The sequence below is a fragment of the Paenibacillus sp. 598K genome, from assembly GCF_003851045.1.
Lineage (GTDB): Bacteria > Bacillota > Bacilli > Paenibacillales > Paenibacillaceae > Paenibacillus_D.
Genome location: NZ_BFBX01000129.1, coordinates 1 through 15,182, shown reverse-complemented (window position 1 = coordinate 15,182; position 15,182 = coordinate 1). Strand labels below are relative to the sequence as shown.

At 58.4% G+C, this 15,182-nt stretch carries 11 protein-coding genes; 1 reads left to right on the top strand and 10 read right to left on the bottom strand.

The features are described from left to right. Positions 1-20: 20 nt before the first annotated feature. The 3 genes from PA598K_RS29600 to PA598K_RS29590 form a co-directional block, all read right to left on the bottom strand. Positions 21-1,634, bottom strand: a complete 1,614-nt coding sequence (locus PA598K_RS29600) for an extracellular solute-binding protein (RefSeq protein WP_128660393.1) — start codon at positions 1,632-1,634, stop codon at positions 21-23. A 172-nt stretch (positions 1,635-1,806) separates the two neighbouring features. After that, positions 1,807-2,718 (bottom strand): carbohydrate ABC transporter permease, encoded by a 912-nt coding sequence (locus PA598K_RS29595; protein ID WP_128660392.1) that lies wholly within the window; start codon positions 2,716-2,718, stop codon positions 1,807-1,809. 15 nt (positions 2,719-2,733) lie between these two features. Continuing rightward, positions 2,734-3,657, bottom strand: coding sequence for an ABC transporter permease (locus PA598K_RS29590; protein WP_185602304.1), 924 nt, complete (start codon positions 3,655-3,657; stop codon positions 2,734-2,736). A gap of 473 nt (positions 3,658-4,130) precedes the next feature. Here PA598K_RS29590 and PA598K_RS29585 point away from each other — a divergent pair, with 473 nt between their 5' ends. Next, positions 4,131-5,411: a glycoside hydrolase family 125 protein gene (locus PA598K_RS29585; protein WP_128660390.1), complete on the top strand. Its 1,281-nt coding sequence runs from the start codon at positions 4,131-4,133 to the stop codon at positions 5,409-5,411. A gap of 290 nt (positions 5,412-5,701) precedes the next feature. Here the strand turns inward: PA598K_RS29585 and PA598K_RS29580 are convergent, their stop codons facing one another. From PA598K_RS29580 to PA598K_RS29550, 7 genes are all read right to left on the bottom strand, one after another. Continuing rightward, a complete protein-coding gene (locus tag PA598K_RS29580) occupies positions 5,702-7,822 on the bottom strand; it encodes a hypothetical protein (RefSeq protein ID WP_221414189.1) in 2,121 nt (706 codons plus the stop codon). Positions 7,823-7,909: 87 nt separating this feature from the next. Further along, positions 7,910-8,950: a hypothetical protein gene (locus PA598K_RS29575; protein WP_128660388.1), complete on the bottom strand. Its 1,041-nt coding sequence runs from the start codon at positions 8,948-8,950 to the stop codon at positions 7,910-7,912. A 19-nt stretch (positions 8,951-8,969) separates the two neighbouring features. Then, positions 8,970-9,854: a carbohydrate ABC transporter permease gene (locus PA598K_RS29570; protein WP_148092010.1), complete on the bottom strand. Its 885-nt coding sequence runs from the start codon at positions 9,852-9,854 to the stop codon at positions 8,970-8,972. Positions 9,855-10,124: 270 nt separating this feature from the next. Next, on the bottom strand, positions 10,125-11,501 hold the full coding sequence (locus PA598K_RS29565) for an ABC transporter substrate-binding protein (RefSeq protein ID WP_128660386.1): 1,377 nt from the start codon (positions 11,499-11,501) through the stop codon (positions 10,125-10,127). A gap of 97 nt (positions 11,502-11,598) precedes the next feature. Further along, a complete protein-coding gene (locus PA598K_RS29560; RefSeq protein ID WP_185602303.1) occupies positions 11,599-12,822 on the bottom strand; it encodes a beta-galactosidase in 1,224 nt (407 codons plus the stop codon). A 48-nt stretch (positions 12,823-12,870) separates the two neighbouring features. Then, positions 12,871-13,695, bottom strand: a complete 825-nt coding sequence (locus PA598K_RS29555) for a carbohydrate ABC transporter permease (protein WP_128660384.1) — start codon at positions 13,693-13,695, stop codon at positions 12,871-12,873. A gap of 95 nt (positions 13,696-13,790) precedes the next feature. Then, positions 13,791-15,011, bottom strand: coding sequence for an ROK family transcriptional regulator (locus PA598K_RS29550; RefSeq protein ID WP_185602302.1), 1,221 nt, complete (start codon positions 15,009-15,011; stop codon positions 13,791-13,793). Between the last annotated feature and the right edge of the window lie 171 nt (positions 15,012-15,182).

Here is a 15,182-nt window from a genome sequence, read left to right as displayed (position 1 = left end):
CGCATGTTCGAGTCGGTTGCTTAGCTGTTTTTCCAACGGTCGTACGCCGCTTGATGGATCTCGGCCATACGGTCGCCGCCCATTTTCTTGACGGTGCTCACATAGTTGTCCCAGCTTGTCAGCGGCTCGGCGCCGGTGACGAACTTCGCCTCCATCTGGCGGACATACGTATTGAGGTCGGAGGTCATCATCGTCACTTCGGACTGCTCCTCCGGCGTCAGGAACAATACCGGGAACGGAATACGCGCGCCGCGGTCGAGCAGCTTCGTTTTGGTCTCGTTGGCTACCCAGTCATCGACCTCGCCGAGCAGACCTTTGTCGATCTCCGGCAGGTTGATCGTCGGAGCCGGGATACCATAGTTAGGCGTGATGCGGGAACGGTATTCCTCGCGGTCGCCGCCGTCCGGTACCGGCAGATATTCCTTGACGTGGTTTTCCTTGTCCGTATATTGCCAGAGCACGCCCTCCGGTCCTTTGTTGAACATCGTCGCGCCCTCGACCGAGTACGCATGATCGATCCAGCGCAGCGATGCCTCAGGCGACGGATTCGTATTGGAGATGGCGAATGCGCCAGTGTTGATGCCTTTGTTTTTGGCGATGGCCGGCTTGTCCACGAATTCGCTGACGACCGGCAGGAACATCGGATCGTCGCTGTTCGGCTCCTCGCCCATCATCTGGAACGCCGTCCAGGCCGAGAACAAGCCCAGTTGGTTGTTGCGCGCTTTGGCCTCGCGCTGCTCGGCCGTCTGCGAGAAGCTCTCCTGATCGAGCAGCCCGTCGTTCCACAGTCTGTTCAGATACGTCAGGTATTGCTTGTAGCCCTCTTCCATCGGCGTGTAATGCACGACATCGTTGTCGTCGACATAGATCTCTTCCTCGTAGATGCCAAATGCGCCCAGCAGCCAAGTGCGGATATCGCGCAAGCTGTTGTTCGGAGAAGCCGAGGACAGCGGGATCTCGTCGGCCTTGCCGTTGCCGTTCGGGTCCTCTTCCTTGACGCGCTTCAGATACGTGTACAGCTCCTCTGTCGTCTCAGGCAGCTTGTCGATGCCGAGCGCGGTCAGGAATTCGCCGTTATACCAGAGCGGATTGCGGTACCACGGCTGGTTGAACTCGATGACCGGCAGCGCGTAGATATGGCCGTCCGGCGCCGTGATCGACTTGCGGATCGACGGATTCTCGTCGAGGATTTGTTTGACGTTCGGCGCATGGGTCTCGATCAAGTCCTCGAGCGGCAGCAGGATGCCCTGTTCGCCGTAGTTCATCTGCTCCGCAGGCGTCAGACCGGCCGCATAGAAGATATCCGGGTACGAGCCGCTGGAGAAGACGAGGTTTTTCTTCGTCTCGAAGCCGTCCTTCGGCGCATTTTGGAATTCCATCGTAATGCCGGTCAGCTTCTCCATCTCCTGGAATACCAGCATGTCGTTCCAGTTCTGGATGCCGACATCCGGGCCCATCATCGTGAGCTTGAGCGGTTCGTTGACGATCGGGAAGCCCTCCGCATTGACCAGCTCCGCCGCTACGCCCTGCTCGTTGCCTTTGTTGGTCTCTGTCGAGCTGCTGCATGCGGACAATGCTCCGGCGATCATGGCCCCTGCAAGCACCAGGCCCAACCCTTTTTTGACTCGTTTCATTCGTGATCCTCCTTTGGATAACCTTGCTTGTCATTCTTTTATAATAAACGAAGAGTACGGCGATTCCCTTGATTATCGGAAGGCAAATAATTGCAGTCGCATGGCCAGCTCCGACCCGGGGCCTGCTCTTCGTATATTAACAGAGATGTTGCGCTCGATCAGCCTCGCTAGCTCAGCCTTTGACCGAGCCGATCATGACGCCCTGCACGAAGTAACGCTGCAGGAACGGATAGATGGCGATAATCGGCAGCGTCGAGACGATGATGACGGCATATTTGACCATCGAGGCCAGCTCGGCCTTGGATGCGGCTACCGCAGCCATATCCGCGCTCAGCATGCCGCTCGACGTCTCGGCTCCCATCTGCTGGAGCACCAGGATCTGACGGAGCACCATCTGCAACGGGAATTTATTCTCGTCATTGAGGTAGATGAGCGCCGAGAAATAGCTGTTCCAATGCATAACCCCGTAGAACAGAGCCATAACCGCGATAATCGGCGCCGACAGCGGCAGCACGATCTTGACGAACAGACGCAGATTCGTACAGCCATCGATATGGGCAGCCTCCTGCAGCTCCTTCGGGATCGTGGAGTGGAAGAAGGTGCGGGCGACGATAATATTCCACACGGTAGCGGACACCGGCAGGATAAGCGCCCACATCGTATCGATCAGCCCCAGATCGCGGACGACGAGATAGGTCGGCACGAGGCCGCCGTTGAAAAACATCGTGACCAGGATCAGGATCATGAAGAGCTGACGTCCAAAAAAGTCGTTGCGGCTCAGCGCATACGCCGCCGGCAGCGTCACCGCGAGATTAATCAAGGTCCCGACCACGGTATAGAGGATCGTGTTGCGGTAGCCCATCCAGATTTTTGCGTTCTCGAATACGAGCTTGAACCCCTCCAACGTAAAACCCTTGGGCAACAGCCACATCTCGCCGGAGTTGACATATCGGGGCGTACTGACCGATGCGCTGAGCATATAGACCAGCGGGTAGAGCACGACGATCAGCGCCGCCGTCAGGAAGAGGTAGACAAAGGCCAGGAACAGCTTGTCCCCTCTGGATTCTTTAATAGCCGATATCATAGCTGTGACCTCCTTTTACCATAGACTGTTGTCGCTTGTCTTTTTGGCGATGCGATTGACCGTGATGAGCAGGATGGCGTTGACCACGGAGTTGAACAACCCTACCGCCGTGGAGAAGCTGAGCTGATTGTTCAGCAGACCCGCTCTGTAGACAAAGGTCGAGATCACATCGGAGGCTTCCATGTTCAGCGAGTTTTGCAGCAACAGGATCTTCTCGTAGCCGACGCCGAGGATATTGCCCACATTAAGGATGAGCAGGATCGAGATCGTCGGGATAATCGTCGGAATGTTGATGTGCAGCACCCGCTTGAAGCGGCTCGCGCCGTCCACGATCGCAGCTTCATGAAGCTGCGGATCGACGCCGGAGAGCGCCGCCAGGTAGATGATCGTGCCCCAGCCCGCGCTTTGCCACACGCCGGAGATGACGTAGACCGTCTTGAACCAGGCCGGGTCCTCCAGGAAGTTGGCCGGCTGCAGCCCCACCCACTCGATCATGCGGATCAGGATGCCGGACGATGGGCTCAAGAACGTGATGATCATGCCCGCCATGACGACGATGGAGATAAAATGCGGCGCATAGGTGACCGTCTGGACGCTTTTCTTGAAGAAGCCGTTCCTGATCTCGTTGAAGGCCAGGGCCAGGATGATCGGCAGCGGGAACCCGACCGCCAGCTCATACAGGCTGATGCTGAGCGTGTTCCAGAGCAGATCCCAGAAATAATAGGAGTTAAAAAACCGTTCGAAATGGTCGAAGCCGATCCATGGACTGCCGGTAATGCCCTTGGCGGGCTGGAAGTTTTTGAAGGCAATCTGGACCCCGTACATCGGTAAATAATGAAAGATCAAAAAGTACAGCATGCACGGCGCGATAAATAAGTAGAGTTCCCAGTTGTGCATGATTCTTCTGCGCCAGGATATCTTCTTCGGTCGTCCCGGCATGGCGTTCGTCTGAGGCGTCAATTCATGACTTGCTTTCAAATCGTACCGTCTCCTTTCCCTTGGCTCAGCCCTCTGTTCTGCCTCTGGCGAAGCCGCTTTCATCTGAATGGCGCGGCATCATGCCGCGCCTGACGATTCGCGAATTCGGCCCTTTCCGGCAGCTGTGGCTGATGCCCGATCAAGCAAGCGTATTCATATCCGTCTCGCTCAAGCTTATAGCTCACATTGTAGGCATTGCGGCGGACAGGGGTAAATATGTCGTCTATGCATTGTCATGTCAAAAAGCCCGTCAGGCCAGGCATGACAAGGCTTCCGAGCGATGGTCAAGCGGCGCGAAACCGGGATTGTCCATACCATAATGTGTAGGTTTTGAACCCCGGATCAGCCACTCAAATGATACATATTGCGCTTCCTGGCACGGTGTGACACCCTGTCTTGAGACCGATGACAACGAAAGCAGGAGGACTCAACCGATGACTATCCCAGCATCCGTATCCCGTTATCTGGACCAGACCGACGAGCGACTCGCCCACCGGCCGAAGCTGCAGCGACTGTTCCGCAACACCTTCCCCAACACGCTCGAGACGACGACCAAGCTGATGGACGACGGCACCACCTTCGTCTTCACCGGCGACATCCCGGCGATGTGGCTGCGCGACTCGACTGAGCAAGTTCGCCACTACCTGCCGCTCGCCAAGGACGATCCCGAGCTGCAACGGATCATCGGCGGCCTGATCGCCCGCCAGATGTTCTACCTGACGATCGATCCGTATACCAATGCGTTCAACGAGACGGCGAGCGACGCTCACTATCGCGCCTCCGACGACTGCAATCTGAACCCGTGGATGTGGGAGCGCAAGTACGAGCTGGACTCGCTCTGCTTCCCGATCCAGCTGCTGCACGACTACTGGCAGACGACCGGCCGCACCGACGTCTTCACCGACACCTGCTACCGGGCGATCACCTCGGCCGTCGAGCTGATGATCACCGAGCAGCGCCATATGGAGCGCTCGCCGTACCACTTCATCCGCGACACCCAGCAGGAGACCGAGACGCTGCAAAATGAAGGGCGCGGGCTCCCGGTCAACTATACCGGCATGACCTGGTCGGGCTTCCGACCGAGCGACGACGCCTGCCTGTTCGGCTACAACATCCCGAACAACATGTTCGCCGTCGTCGTGCTCGGCCATATCCGCCAGATCGCGACCGAGATCTACAAGGACGAGCGGTTGGCGGCGCGCGCCGACAAGCTGCGTCGGGAGATCGACTACGGCATCCGCGCCTATGGCATCGTCAACCATCCGAAGTACGGCCAGATCTATGCGTACGAGACCGACGGCTTCGGCAACTACTGCCTGATGGACGACGCCGGCACGCCGGGACTCATCTCGATCCCGTACATCGGCTATGTCGGAGCAGACGATCCGATCTACCAGAACACGCGCCGCTTTGCGCTCAGCTTCGACAATCCGTTCTACTTTGAAGGCAAGCATGCGCGCGGCATCGGCAGCCCGCACACGCCGGGCGGCTATGTCTGGCATATGGCGCTCTCGATGCAGGCGCTCACCTCGCAGGACGACGACGAGATCCGCGAGCTGATCGACATGCTGATCAACACCGACGCCGACACCGGCTACATGCACGAGGGCTTCCACCCCGACGACCCATCGGACTTCTCCCGTCCCTGGTTCGCCTGGTCCAACAGCCTGTTCGCCGCCCTCATCGTCAAGGCGATGGATCGCGGGCTGGTGTAGCGGGGGACTGGAGCCGTCTGGTGGGGCTCGTCATCCGTTCTGGCAGCCCCGCCAAGACAAGCGTACAGGCGCAACGATCTGCGACAGGCCACGACTCCTCGCAGAGCGACGCGCCATTGCTACTGCTCTCTGGCAGTGAACAATGCAAAGGGACGGCCCTGCCGTCATCCATGAGGATGACAGCGGAGCCGTCCCTTTTATGCTGCGTAGAAGAGCTTGCCCGCAGCGCCTGCCGCATAGTGCACATCTACTGCGCTTTTGCCTTACGATGCTACCGCGCCTCGCACCCCTCAGTACCCTGCCGGGAGCGCATACAGCTTGCCCTCGCCAGGCTGGAACGAGGCGGAGATCACGCCGGTAGCCGCATTGTAGTTGGTACTCGTCTCCGCGCCTGTCTGCTTGGATACCTCGGTGACCGCCGATGGCCGCGGATTGACATTGAAGCTGAGCGTTCTCGCATTTGCATTGTCCCGATTGACGACGAGGATATACTTGCGATTCTGTCCGTCTACGAAGGAGCCGATCACGACCGGCGCTGCGGCGTCGGCCGCTTTCCAATAGAAGGACGCTGGTACGGCCTGAGCGCCTGACGGCACCGTACCGTTATGATAGACGCCGTTGCTCGTGAGACCCATGAGCGTCGGTCCCAACTTCGCTACTTCGCCGTTCAACTGCTGCGCCCACGTGTACGAGGCGTTTTTGGTACCGTCAGGCAGCAGCAGACCATTGAAGAACGACTCTCCCCCGCTCGAGGCCGGCGTCTGGTACGTGAAGTAGATGTAGCCCTTGGCGCCGTACGCCAGATTGGTGTAGATCTGATAGCGCATGTCGCTCTCCGACGGCGCCCGCCATACCCCGGTGACGCCGACAGACTGGATGTAGGACCAGAAGTCCACATCGGCGCGCAGCGCCTGTCTGCGGATGACCTCGAGATTGGCGTAGTAGTCCTGACGCATCGAACCGTCGATCAGGAATGGATAATGGTCAAAGGACAACACGTCGGGCTGCTTGTTCACCCAGCGATACACATAGTCCTCATAGGTGCGACCCTGGATCGTCTGGTTGACCGTATACCAGAAGTCCGCCGCGATCGCCGAGCCGTTAATATAGGCCGTACCGTCGTTGTTCCATTTCTCGTTGGCGTGCGAGCGGACGACCCAGCCGATGCTGTTGTTGCCGCCGCCATTATGCGTCAGCTCCATATAGTAGCTGGTCGAAGGCGAGACATTAGCCTGCAGGTCGAAGACCGGCCAGTCCGTAGTCGACGAGCTCAGCGTCTTCTCGGCGATCAGCGTCGTCTTGGCTGGCCCATTCCACAGACGAAGCGTCAGCTGCTCGCCGCTGCCCCATTGCGAATGGTCAACCCACCATTGCACCGTGTCGATGCGAGTCTGCCCCTCCTTGGTCGTGAGCGTCTGGCCGAGTCTGTTGGATGAGCTGATGAACTCCCCGGTGAAGCGGTCCAACCCGAGCTGCGCCTCCGACGCATAGTTCGGGAACAGATTGACGAACGACATATGATCCGGGTCCGTCTGCCTCAGGCTGCGGATCGTCTGATCGATGCGGGCCATATGCTCGATGGATGGCTCGTCGTAGACGTGATAGCCCTGCACCCCGCCCCGTGTGCGATAATGGGAGGCGATGTCCGCGATATCCGCAGCGCTCGGCTGATGACTGTCATTGTAGGCGCGTTGGCCGAAGCCGATGTCGAACCACAGATCGAGATTTTCTGGCGTACCGTTGGAATAAGCACGTCCGCCGCTGTAGCTGTCGCCCGCGCTGGTGACGACCCATCCCGTCGGCGTCGCGCTATTGCTCGTCAGCTCCAAGTAATACTGCGTATTACTGGCGACAGCTGTGTGGAGACGGAAGACCGGGTAGAACGTATCGACCGGACCCGTGATGGCGTTGCTCGCCAGCAGATTCGTCTTCTGGGGACTGTCGTATAAGCTCAGCGTGAGCGTAGTGCCGGCGCTCCAGTTATCCTTATCGATATACAGCTTGACTGTATTGAGGCCCCAGCCTGTGCCGGACGGTGTCGTGATCGTCTGTCCGATCCGGTTGCTGCTGCTGACGTTGAGCCCCATGCCGGTCGTCGTCTGGGTCACGGCCTGCTCGCGCCAGACCAGCCGTTCATCGTCGACGAGGATCCGGACCCCGTTGGCTTGCGCGTATTGCAGCGCAGCGTCATTGGTGGCGTACGAGTTGATGCCGTTGCCGCCGACGACGAAGTTCGCGCCCATGCCGGCGATGTCCGCATAGGTCTGATTCGACGTCGCTGCCGGTCCCGGCGGCCAGAAGATGCCGATTGGGAAAGGGTTCAGCTGCGGCGAGTACGCGCCGACAGACGCGCCGCCCCCCGTTACGGCAAGCGACAGCAGGCTAGCGATAGCGATTGTTTTTTTCCACATGCGCATTCCTAACACCTCATTATAGTAGAGTGAGTTGCATGCTTGCCTATTCGATCAGACTGCCGGCTCTCTAGCGAGCCTTTGCACCTACTCCCCGCCTACCGCCTGCAGTCTGGCCTTTTGTACCGCTTGCTTGTAGGCGCTCCATGCTGCCTCCGAATTTTCGCAGCGCAGGAACGACATGTACTCGCTACCCCTGAAACCCCAAGCGAACAGATTGCGGATGCCCGCCTGGCTGGCGGCCTCGACGGCGATCGCCACCTCCGGTTCCTGACCGGACGGGATGCGGAAGTTCTGGATCCAGATCTGCCCTTCCTTGCCGTACTGCTCACACAGCTCCAGCACCTTCTCCGAGTAGTACCGGACATAGTCGTAGGTGCCCTTCAGATAGTGATCGTCGAGCCCCGTCTCGCCCATCACGCTGTACGGATCGGTAGCGAAGATATCGACATCCGGGCAGCTCGCGATATCGTGCCAGTGCTGCCAGTCCTCCGGCGTCTTGAGGATCGGCAGCAGACAGACGGCGACCCGCATACCCAGCGCATGGGCATAGCGAGACAGCTCGCCCACCAGCCGCACCGATCCGTCATGCTTGAATCGGATCACATCTGTCGTCTCCTCCAGCGGCATCGGATAGCCCATCGTCGATTCGAAGAGCTGCTGGCAGCGCTCGCAGCGGCAGCCCCACGTATCCGGCTCCATATCGAACAACCCCGTCTCGTACAGCAGCCAGTGCGGCTCGTCCCAGAATACGAGATCCGCGCCGATCTCGGCGGCGCTGTCGAGCCACCCGTGCATCAGCTCCAGCAGTTTCGGACTGTTGAGACACGCGGCCGGGTACGTCTTGCCGTCGGAGCCGACCTGACACTCCTCCGGGTGATAGGCGACGAACTTGGACAGCGCCTGCCCGCCGAAGATATTGGCCACCGACCAGGGGCTGACCGACACCTGCAAGCCTTGCCGATGCGCAGCCGCCACCATCTCCTTCATCGCCTGCATATAGAAGATCGTATCCTCTTCATTGAAGGTGAACAGCACATCCGTGAAGCCCTCCTGCTGCAGATACGCCATATCCTGGGCGACATACGGCACTGCCTTGTTGCCAAAATAGCTTGTTCCCACCTTCATTCCACGCCGACTCCTTCCATTAATATTCCGGTCCCTGACGGCGATCTAGGAAACGCTTGATCGTCCAGGTGACCGCGAAGCCAACCAGCGCCAGCAGCAGCCCAAATGCCGAAGCGACGCCATACTCCGCCTCCCGGACCAGATTGACGATTTGCAAGGCCGCCGTATTGGTCACGAAGTTCGGCCCGCCGTTGGTCAGCAGCTGCGACTGCAGGAAGACGGTGAAGGCCGCGCTCGTTCCGATGATGACCAGCGTCGAGATCGTCGGCCAGATGAGCGGGATGACGATCGTCGTGATCTCCCGCGCTTTGGTGATGCCGTCCAGCTTGCCGACCTCATACATCTCCTGCGGGATACGGGATATCGCGCCCATCAGGATCGCGCAGTTCATGCCGATGCCCGCCCATACGCAGTAGAAAAACACCGTCGGCAGCGCCGTATCCGGGTTGCCCAGCCACGCCCGCTGCCAGCTCTCCAGTCCGAGCGCGCCCAGGATCGGGTTGACGATGCCCATATTCGGATTGACCATAAACGAGAACACCATCGTCACGATGACGATCGAGAGGATCGACGGGAAGAAATAGACGATCCTATAAAAATGATGCAGCCTAACCTTTTTCGATAAAATGTAAGCGACCATCAGCGAGGCCGGGACGAGGACAAGCACATTAAGCCCGATCCACAAAAACGTATTGACGAACGCATGGCGGAACGGCGGATCGGAGAACAGATTTTCCACAATCGTCCGATAGTTCGAGAAGCCAACCCAGTCGATATTGCCCGTATAGGCATTCCATCGCTTGAAGGAATACAACACCGTCTGGAAGTTGACGTAGACCGTAAACACCAGATAGTGCGCGACCGGGAAGGCCAGCATGGACAGCAAAAACCAGAACCGCGTCATTTTCCTCTTATCGGCAAACAACGAGCATCACCTTCCCTTATTTTGCGGTAGTGCCGAACAGGCCAGAGTCCGCTCCAGCTTGCGGTAGAGCCGCGCAGGCCAGAGCACGCTCCGGCTTGCGGTAGAGTCGCGCAAGCCGACTGCTCGCTCTGACCTGCGCGTATAGCCTGAAGCTGACTTGCATGCTTTGCGTGGCTGGCTTGATCGTAATTGCACGGCTTGCGCGACTTTCAGGATTGGACCTGTAAATAAGCGATAACCGGCTACGCTTTACTCGAGACCCAGCTCTTTTTTGTACTCATCCCACTTCGACTTGGCAAAGGCGATATCGTCCTCGTATTGCTGCTTGGCGCTCTTGCTGCCAAAGGCGATATTGCCATAGGCGTCTCCCGAAGGATACATGCCCATGCGCGAGAACATCGGGCTCGTCGTGTTAAACGTGAACGGACGGTTGTTCTGCATGATGTCCATGACGCTCTGTGTAAAGCTGCCAACGTCCAGACCGTCGAGCGTATAAGTGAACGGACGGAAGCCGCCTGTCAGCTCGGTGAAGCTGCGGTTCATCTCCTGCGAGGAGGCGAACTTGATGAACTCTCGCGCTAGCTCCTGCTCCTTGGCCTTGGCAGGTACGACGACGATGTCGCCGACAGAGCTGAAGTAGATGTCCTTTTCCTTCGCGCCATCGAGGGCGGGTACCTTCATCATCGCCATATCGAAGCCTTCTGGCAGCGACGACTTCATCTCGCCCTCGAGCCAGTTGCCGTTCGGGATCATCGCCGCCTTGCCATTGACGAACTCCATCTGCGCTTCCGTATGGTTAAGCGCCTCGGAGCCGCTCAGCAGCAGATCGCCCTTGAACAGCGACTCGTATTGCGTGAGCGCCTGGAGGATCGCCTCGTTCTCGAACACCTCGGGGCTCTCCATCGCCAGCAGCTCCTCCAGCGTATCGAATCCGCCGGCCTGGACGATCATCGGCTTGACGACGAAGTCCCAATACCCGATGACCTTGCCCGGGAAGACGATCGGCGCGATCCCCTCTGCCCGGATCTGCGGCGCCAGCTCAAGCAAGTCGGCCCATGTCTCCGGTACGGTCCAGCCCTTCTCCTCGAACATCCCCTTGTTGTATACCATCGACAGGATGCCGTCCGACCACGGGATGACATACGCCTTATCGCGGTAGACCGCGTATTGCTGCGCCACCTCGTTCATCGTGTCCTTGAAGGCGCCGCCGTCGGCGCTCTCGCCCTCATACAGATCGGTCAGGTCGGCCAGATAACCCCGCGTCGCCCACATCTGCCAGTGCGTATTGGTCAGGAAGGCCACGTCCGGCAGGTTCGAGCCCGATTCGAAGCGCGGGTCCATCTTCTCCATAATGCCCGGATCGCCCTCCAACTCGACCGTCACGTTATCATGCGCGGCCTCAAATTGCTGCTTGAGCTCCTTGAACCACGCGTCGCCGTATCCCCCCTGGAAGAAGGCTACCTTCAGCACCTTAGCCTCGGTGCTCCCTTGCGCGCCTTCGCCGCCGCTTCCCGGATCGGACGATCCGGAGCCGCCATTGCCACCCGAGTTCGTACATCCCGACAAGATAACGCTCATCGCCATCACCGACACGATTCCAACCTTTGACCAGTTCACCCATTTCATACGCTGTAAGCTCCCCTCGTTTTGCTTTCATTTATATATCTAAAGTGCCATGCCTGCCGTCATCTGCCGACCGGCACGCCACTTTATTACTGATCGACTAAGTTCGGAATTGGAGCCATGCGCCCTCGCCGGGGGCCAGCTCCAGCCTCAGCTTGCGGTCGCCATTCGGTCTACGCGTCTCGCTCGTCGTCCCCTGGATCACCAGAACCTCATCGACACTGGCGTCCAACGTCAGCTCCAGCGCAGTTGGCGCTTCATAGCTGCGACCGACGACGAGCGCGCTGCTCGTGCCGCGACGATCGACGAAGGAGCCTACCAACGCCGGATCGCCCGCCACTTCTATTATCGCTTCCGCGATCGTTCCCTCGCCGTCGACGAGCGGCGGCTCGAAGCCATGATAATGCATGCCCTGCAACGTAAGTCCGAGCAGATGCGGCCCCATCGTCTGCAGCGCTTCATTGACTCGCTTCACTTGATCGTAGTGCGCCGTGCGCTCGCCCTGCCGGTCGATCATCGCATCCCCGAACCATTCGCGGCCATTATCCGGCGTCCAGTAGGTAAAGTATTGTACGCCCTTGGCGCCATAGGCCAGACTTGTGAACACCTGCCAGCGGATCTCCGCCTCTGTCGGATCGCGGTGACTGTCGTTGAAGGCCAGCGTCTGGATGAACGTCCAGAATGGCAGCTTATGCTGGACCGACTGCCGACTCATATAGTCCAGGTTATAGAAGTAATCCTCCGTGATCTCCGAGCCCGCCCCTTCACGCTGGATCAGGAACGGATAATGATCATAGGAGAGCACCTCGGGACGGAACTGCTCGATGAAGCCTTGCACATATTCGTCATACGTGCCGCCTCGCTGATGAAGCGTCGAGTAGGTCGGCAGCAGATTGACATACGCCAGCCCTTCGGGCACAAGCGTCCGATAAGTACCCGCCAGCGTGGAGAGCTGCGCGTACTGCTCCATCGCCGGTTCATCGTAAAATACATGCCCCATATAAGCCTCATGGTCCTGATATCGCAAGACACGTTCTGCCAGCGCCTCCTCATCGGCCGGATCGATGGCGAGCAGCTCGGGGTCGCGGACCAGCACTCGCATGCCCGCCGCTGCAGCAAGATCGAGCGACTTGCGCTGCGCCTCCTCGCCTCCGGTCCATTCCTGGAAGCCGATCACCACATTGATCCCCGCGCCAGCGATCTCCTCGTACCGCTCGTTCGTCAGCTCCTCCACCGGCGGCGACACCCACATCCCTACCGGGAACACGCCTTGCTCCTCTGTCGGCTCCGCTTGCTGCGCGCACCCGCTTGTTCCGACTGCCATCGCCATCACTCCTGTCCAGATTGTCCTGCGCAGACGAGTCTTGTTCATCTAGCCCTTCAGCCCCCCTGTCGTAAACCCGCTGATCAGCTTATCCTGCAGCATCATGTACACGACCAGCACCGGGATCGTTGCCAGCACCAGTGCAGCGAACAAGGTTGTCCAGTCTGCGGCATACTGCTGACGGAGCACCAGATTTTGCAAGCCGACGGATACGGTGTACAGCTTCGGATTTTGCAGGAACATGTATGGGATGAAGTAATCGTTCCAGATGTTGATGAAGGTGACCAGCCCGACAGCGGCCAGGCCAGGCTTCGCCAGCGGCAGCATGATGCGGAAGAACACATGCCAGTCGTTGGCCCCATCCATGAACGCCGCCTCTGCGTACTCCCACGAGATGCCCTTGAAGAACCCGTAGAGGATGATGAAGTTAAACGACAACCCCGCCGCATACAGCAGGATCAGTCCTGCCAGCGAGTCGAACAGCTGGAGCTGGATCATCAGCTGATACAACGCCGCCAGCGATCCGACACTCGGGATGAGGAACGTCGAGATGGCAAAAAAGTAAATGAGCATCGAGCCTTTAAATTGGTACTTCGCCACCGCATACGCCGAGGTCGCCGCCGACAGCACGGCCAGCGGAGCGCCGAGCCCCGTGACGATCAGACTGTTCAGGAAATAGCTGGCGAGCCCGCTTTCCCCCCACGCCTTGTCATAGTTGCTCCAACGCCATGTTTCGGGCAAGCTCCAGATGTCCTGATAAAACTCGGGCCCCGATTTGAAGGAGTTGAGGATCATCCAGACAAAGGGATAAATGATTGAAATCGCATACAACAATAAGGCAATCTGAAGGAGCAGCTTCAAAACCTTCCTCATCGACCAAGTCGTCCCCCTTTGTTTCTATTTATTAAGTTAAATTTACTTAATAATAAAACAGAGATCAAGGGAATGTCAATCCCCTGATCTCAAACTTAGCCCTCGAGCAAAATCTGCTCCATCACATAGTCCAGCGCCACCGAAAATCCACCGCTAATCCCTGCCCGGCTGCCCAGACTCGAATAGACGATCGTCGTCATCAGCGGCGTAATCTTATTGACCATCTCGCGCAGCGGCTGGATAAAGGTATACCCGAGCTGTACGGCGTCACCGCAAATAATGATCAGCTCCAGATCGAGAAATACGCTAATATTGGCGATGACCGGCGCCAGCGCAGCGATCATCTCCCTTATCTTCTGGAGGCAGTATGCGTCCTCCATCTCTACCGCCTTGACGAACATGGCAAAGTCGACCTTGTCCAGCTTGCGCTTGCACAGCCCGAGCAGCTCGCTCTGCGCGCCGTCGGCCAGATCCTTGCGCACCTGCTGGATCAGCGAATGGAGCGAGATCTCGGTATCGAGATTGGTCGTCACCAGCTGGCCGGTCTCCGGGTCCACACTGCTGCGGGATACCCAATAGCCGAGCTCCCCGGCAGCCAGTCTGGCGCCCTCGTAGAGCTTGCCGTTGATGAGCAGTCCGGCGCCGATACCGACATCGACATTGATTGTCACGACATTCTCGTACCCGATCGCCGCGCCGAAGCGGCTCTCGCCGATCGTGACCAGATTCATGTCGTTCATGACGATCACCTTCGCGCCGAAGTTATCCTCGAGCATCTTCTCAACATTGAGCTTGTTCCACTCCGCAAAGCGGGGCGCCACGTCAAAGTAGCCGGTGCTCTTATTGATGATGCCAGGCGTCGCGGCCGCGATCACCTTGAGCTGCTCGCGATCGATGCCGTTCTCCTCTAGCAACAGCCGGATCTGCTCGATGATGTTCTCAAACAGCTGGCGGGCGATCTTCTGCTCCAGCGAGATGCGCAGATGCTTCTCCGCGATAATATTGCCCTGCAGATCGCCGAGCGCCACCGTGATGTCCTCGCCGCCGAGGTCGATGCCGATGATATAGCCATAATAGCGGTTGAACTCCAGCATGATCGGCGGGCGGCCGATCGTGCTCACGTCCTCGATGCCGGCCTCGCGTATAATGCCGCGCCCGATCAGCGCCTCGATATTGCTCGAGACGCTAGGCACGCTCAGCTTGACGATCTTGGCCAGCGCCGCCCGCGAGATCGGCCCCTGCCGTCTTACCACATCAAGGATAATTTGCTGATTTGTCGAGCGTACGAGCTTCTGATTCCCTGGTACGTGATTCAAATCCCTTCCTCCAAGCATTTATTAAATCAACCTTACTAACATAATAGCGCTTTTCAACCTGCTTTGTAAAGAAAGACAATGTAAAATACTTCAAGGCATGAAATATTTATGGGCGTTAGTGCTAGGGGGACGTTGTGGCCGTACGGGGGACGCTGGGGGTTGGGGTAGCAC

What these genes read in the sequence shown, in the direction of transcription:
- PA598K_RS29600 (WP_128660393.1), bottom strand. Translation starts at nt 1,634, where the DNA reads ATGAAACGAGTCAAAAAAGGGTTGGGCCTGGTGCTTGCAGGGGCCATG.
- PA598K_RS29595 (WP_128660392.1), bottom strand. Translation starts at nt 2,718, where the DNA reads ATGATATCGGCTATTAAAGAATCCAGAGGGGACAAGCTGTTCCTGGCC.
- PA598K_RS29590 (WP_185602304.1), bottom strand. Translation starts at nt 3,657, where the DNA reads ATGCCGGGACGACCGAAGAAGATATCCTGGCGCAGAAGAATCATGCAC.
- PA598K_RS29585 (WP_128660390.1), top strand. Translation starts at nt 4,131, where the DNA reads ATGACTATCCCAGCATCCGTATCCCGTTATCTGGACCAGACCGACGAG.
- PA598K_RS29580 (WP_221414189.1), bottom strand. Translation starts at nt 7,822, where the DNA reads ATGTGGAAAAAAACAATCGCTATCGCTAGCCTGCTGTCGCTTGCCGTA.
- PA598K_RS29575 (WP_128660388.1), bottom strand. Translation starts at nt 8,950, where the DNA reads ATGAAGGTGGGAACAAGCTATTTTGGCAACAAGGCAGTGCCGTATGTC.
- PA598K_RS29570 (WP_148092010.1), bottom strand. Translation starts at nt 9,854, where the DNA reads ATGACGCGGTTCTGGTTTTTGCTGTCCATGCTGGCCTTCCCGGTCGCG.
- PA598K_RS29565 (WP_128660386.1), bottom strand. Translation starts at nt 11,501, where the DNA reads ATGAAATGGGTGAACTGGTCAAAGGTTGGAATCGTGTCGGTGATGGCG.
- PA598K_RS29560 (WP_185602303.1), bottom strand. Translation starts at nt 12,822, where the DNA reads ATGGCAGTCGGAACAAGCGGGTGCGCGCAGCAAGCGGAGCCGACAGAG.
- PA598K_RS29555 (WP_128660384.1), bottom strand. Translation starts at nt 13,695, where the DNA reads ATGAGGAAGGTTTTGAAGCTGCTCCTTCAGATTGCCTTATTGTTGTAT.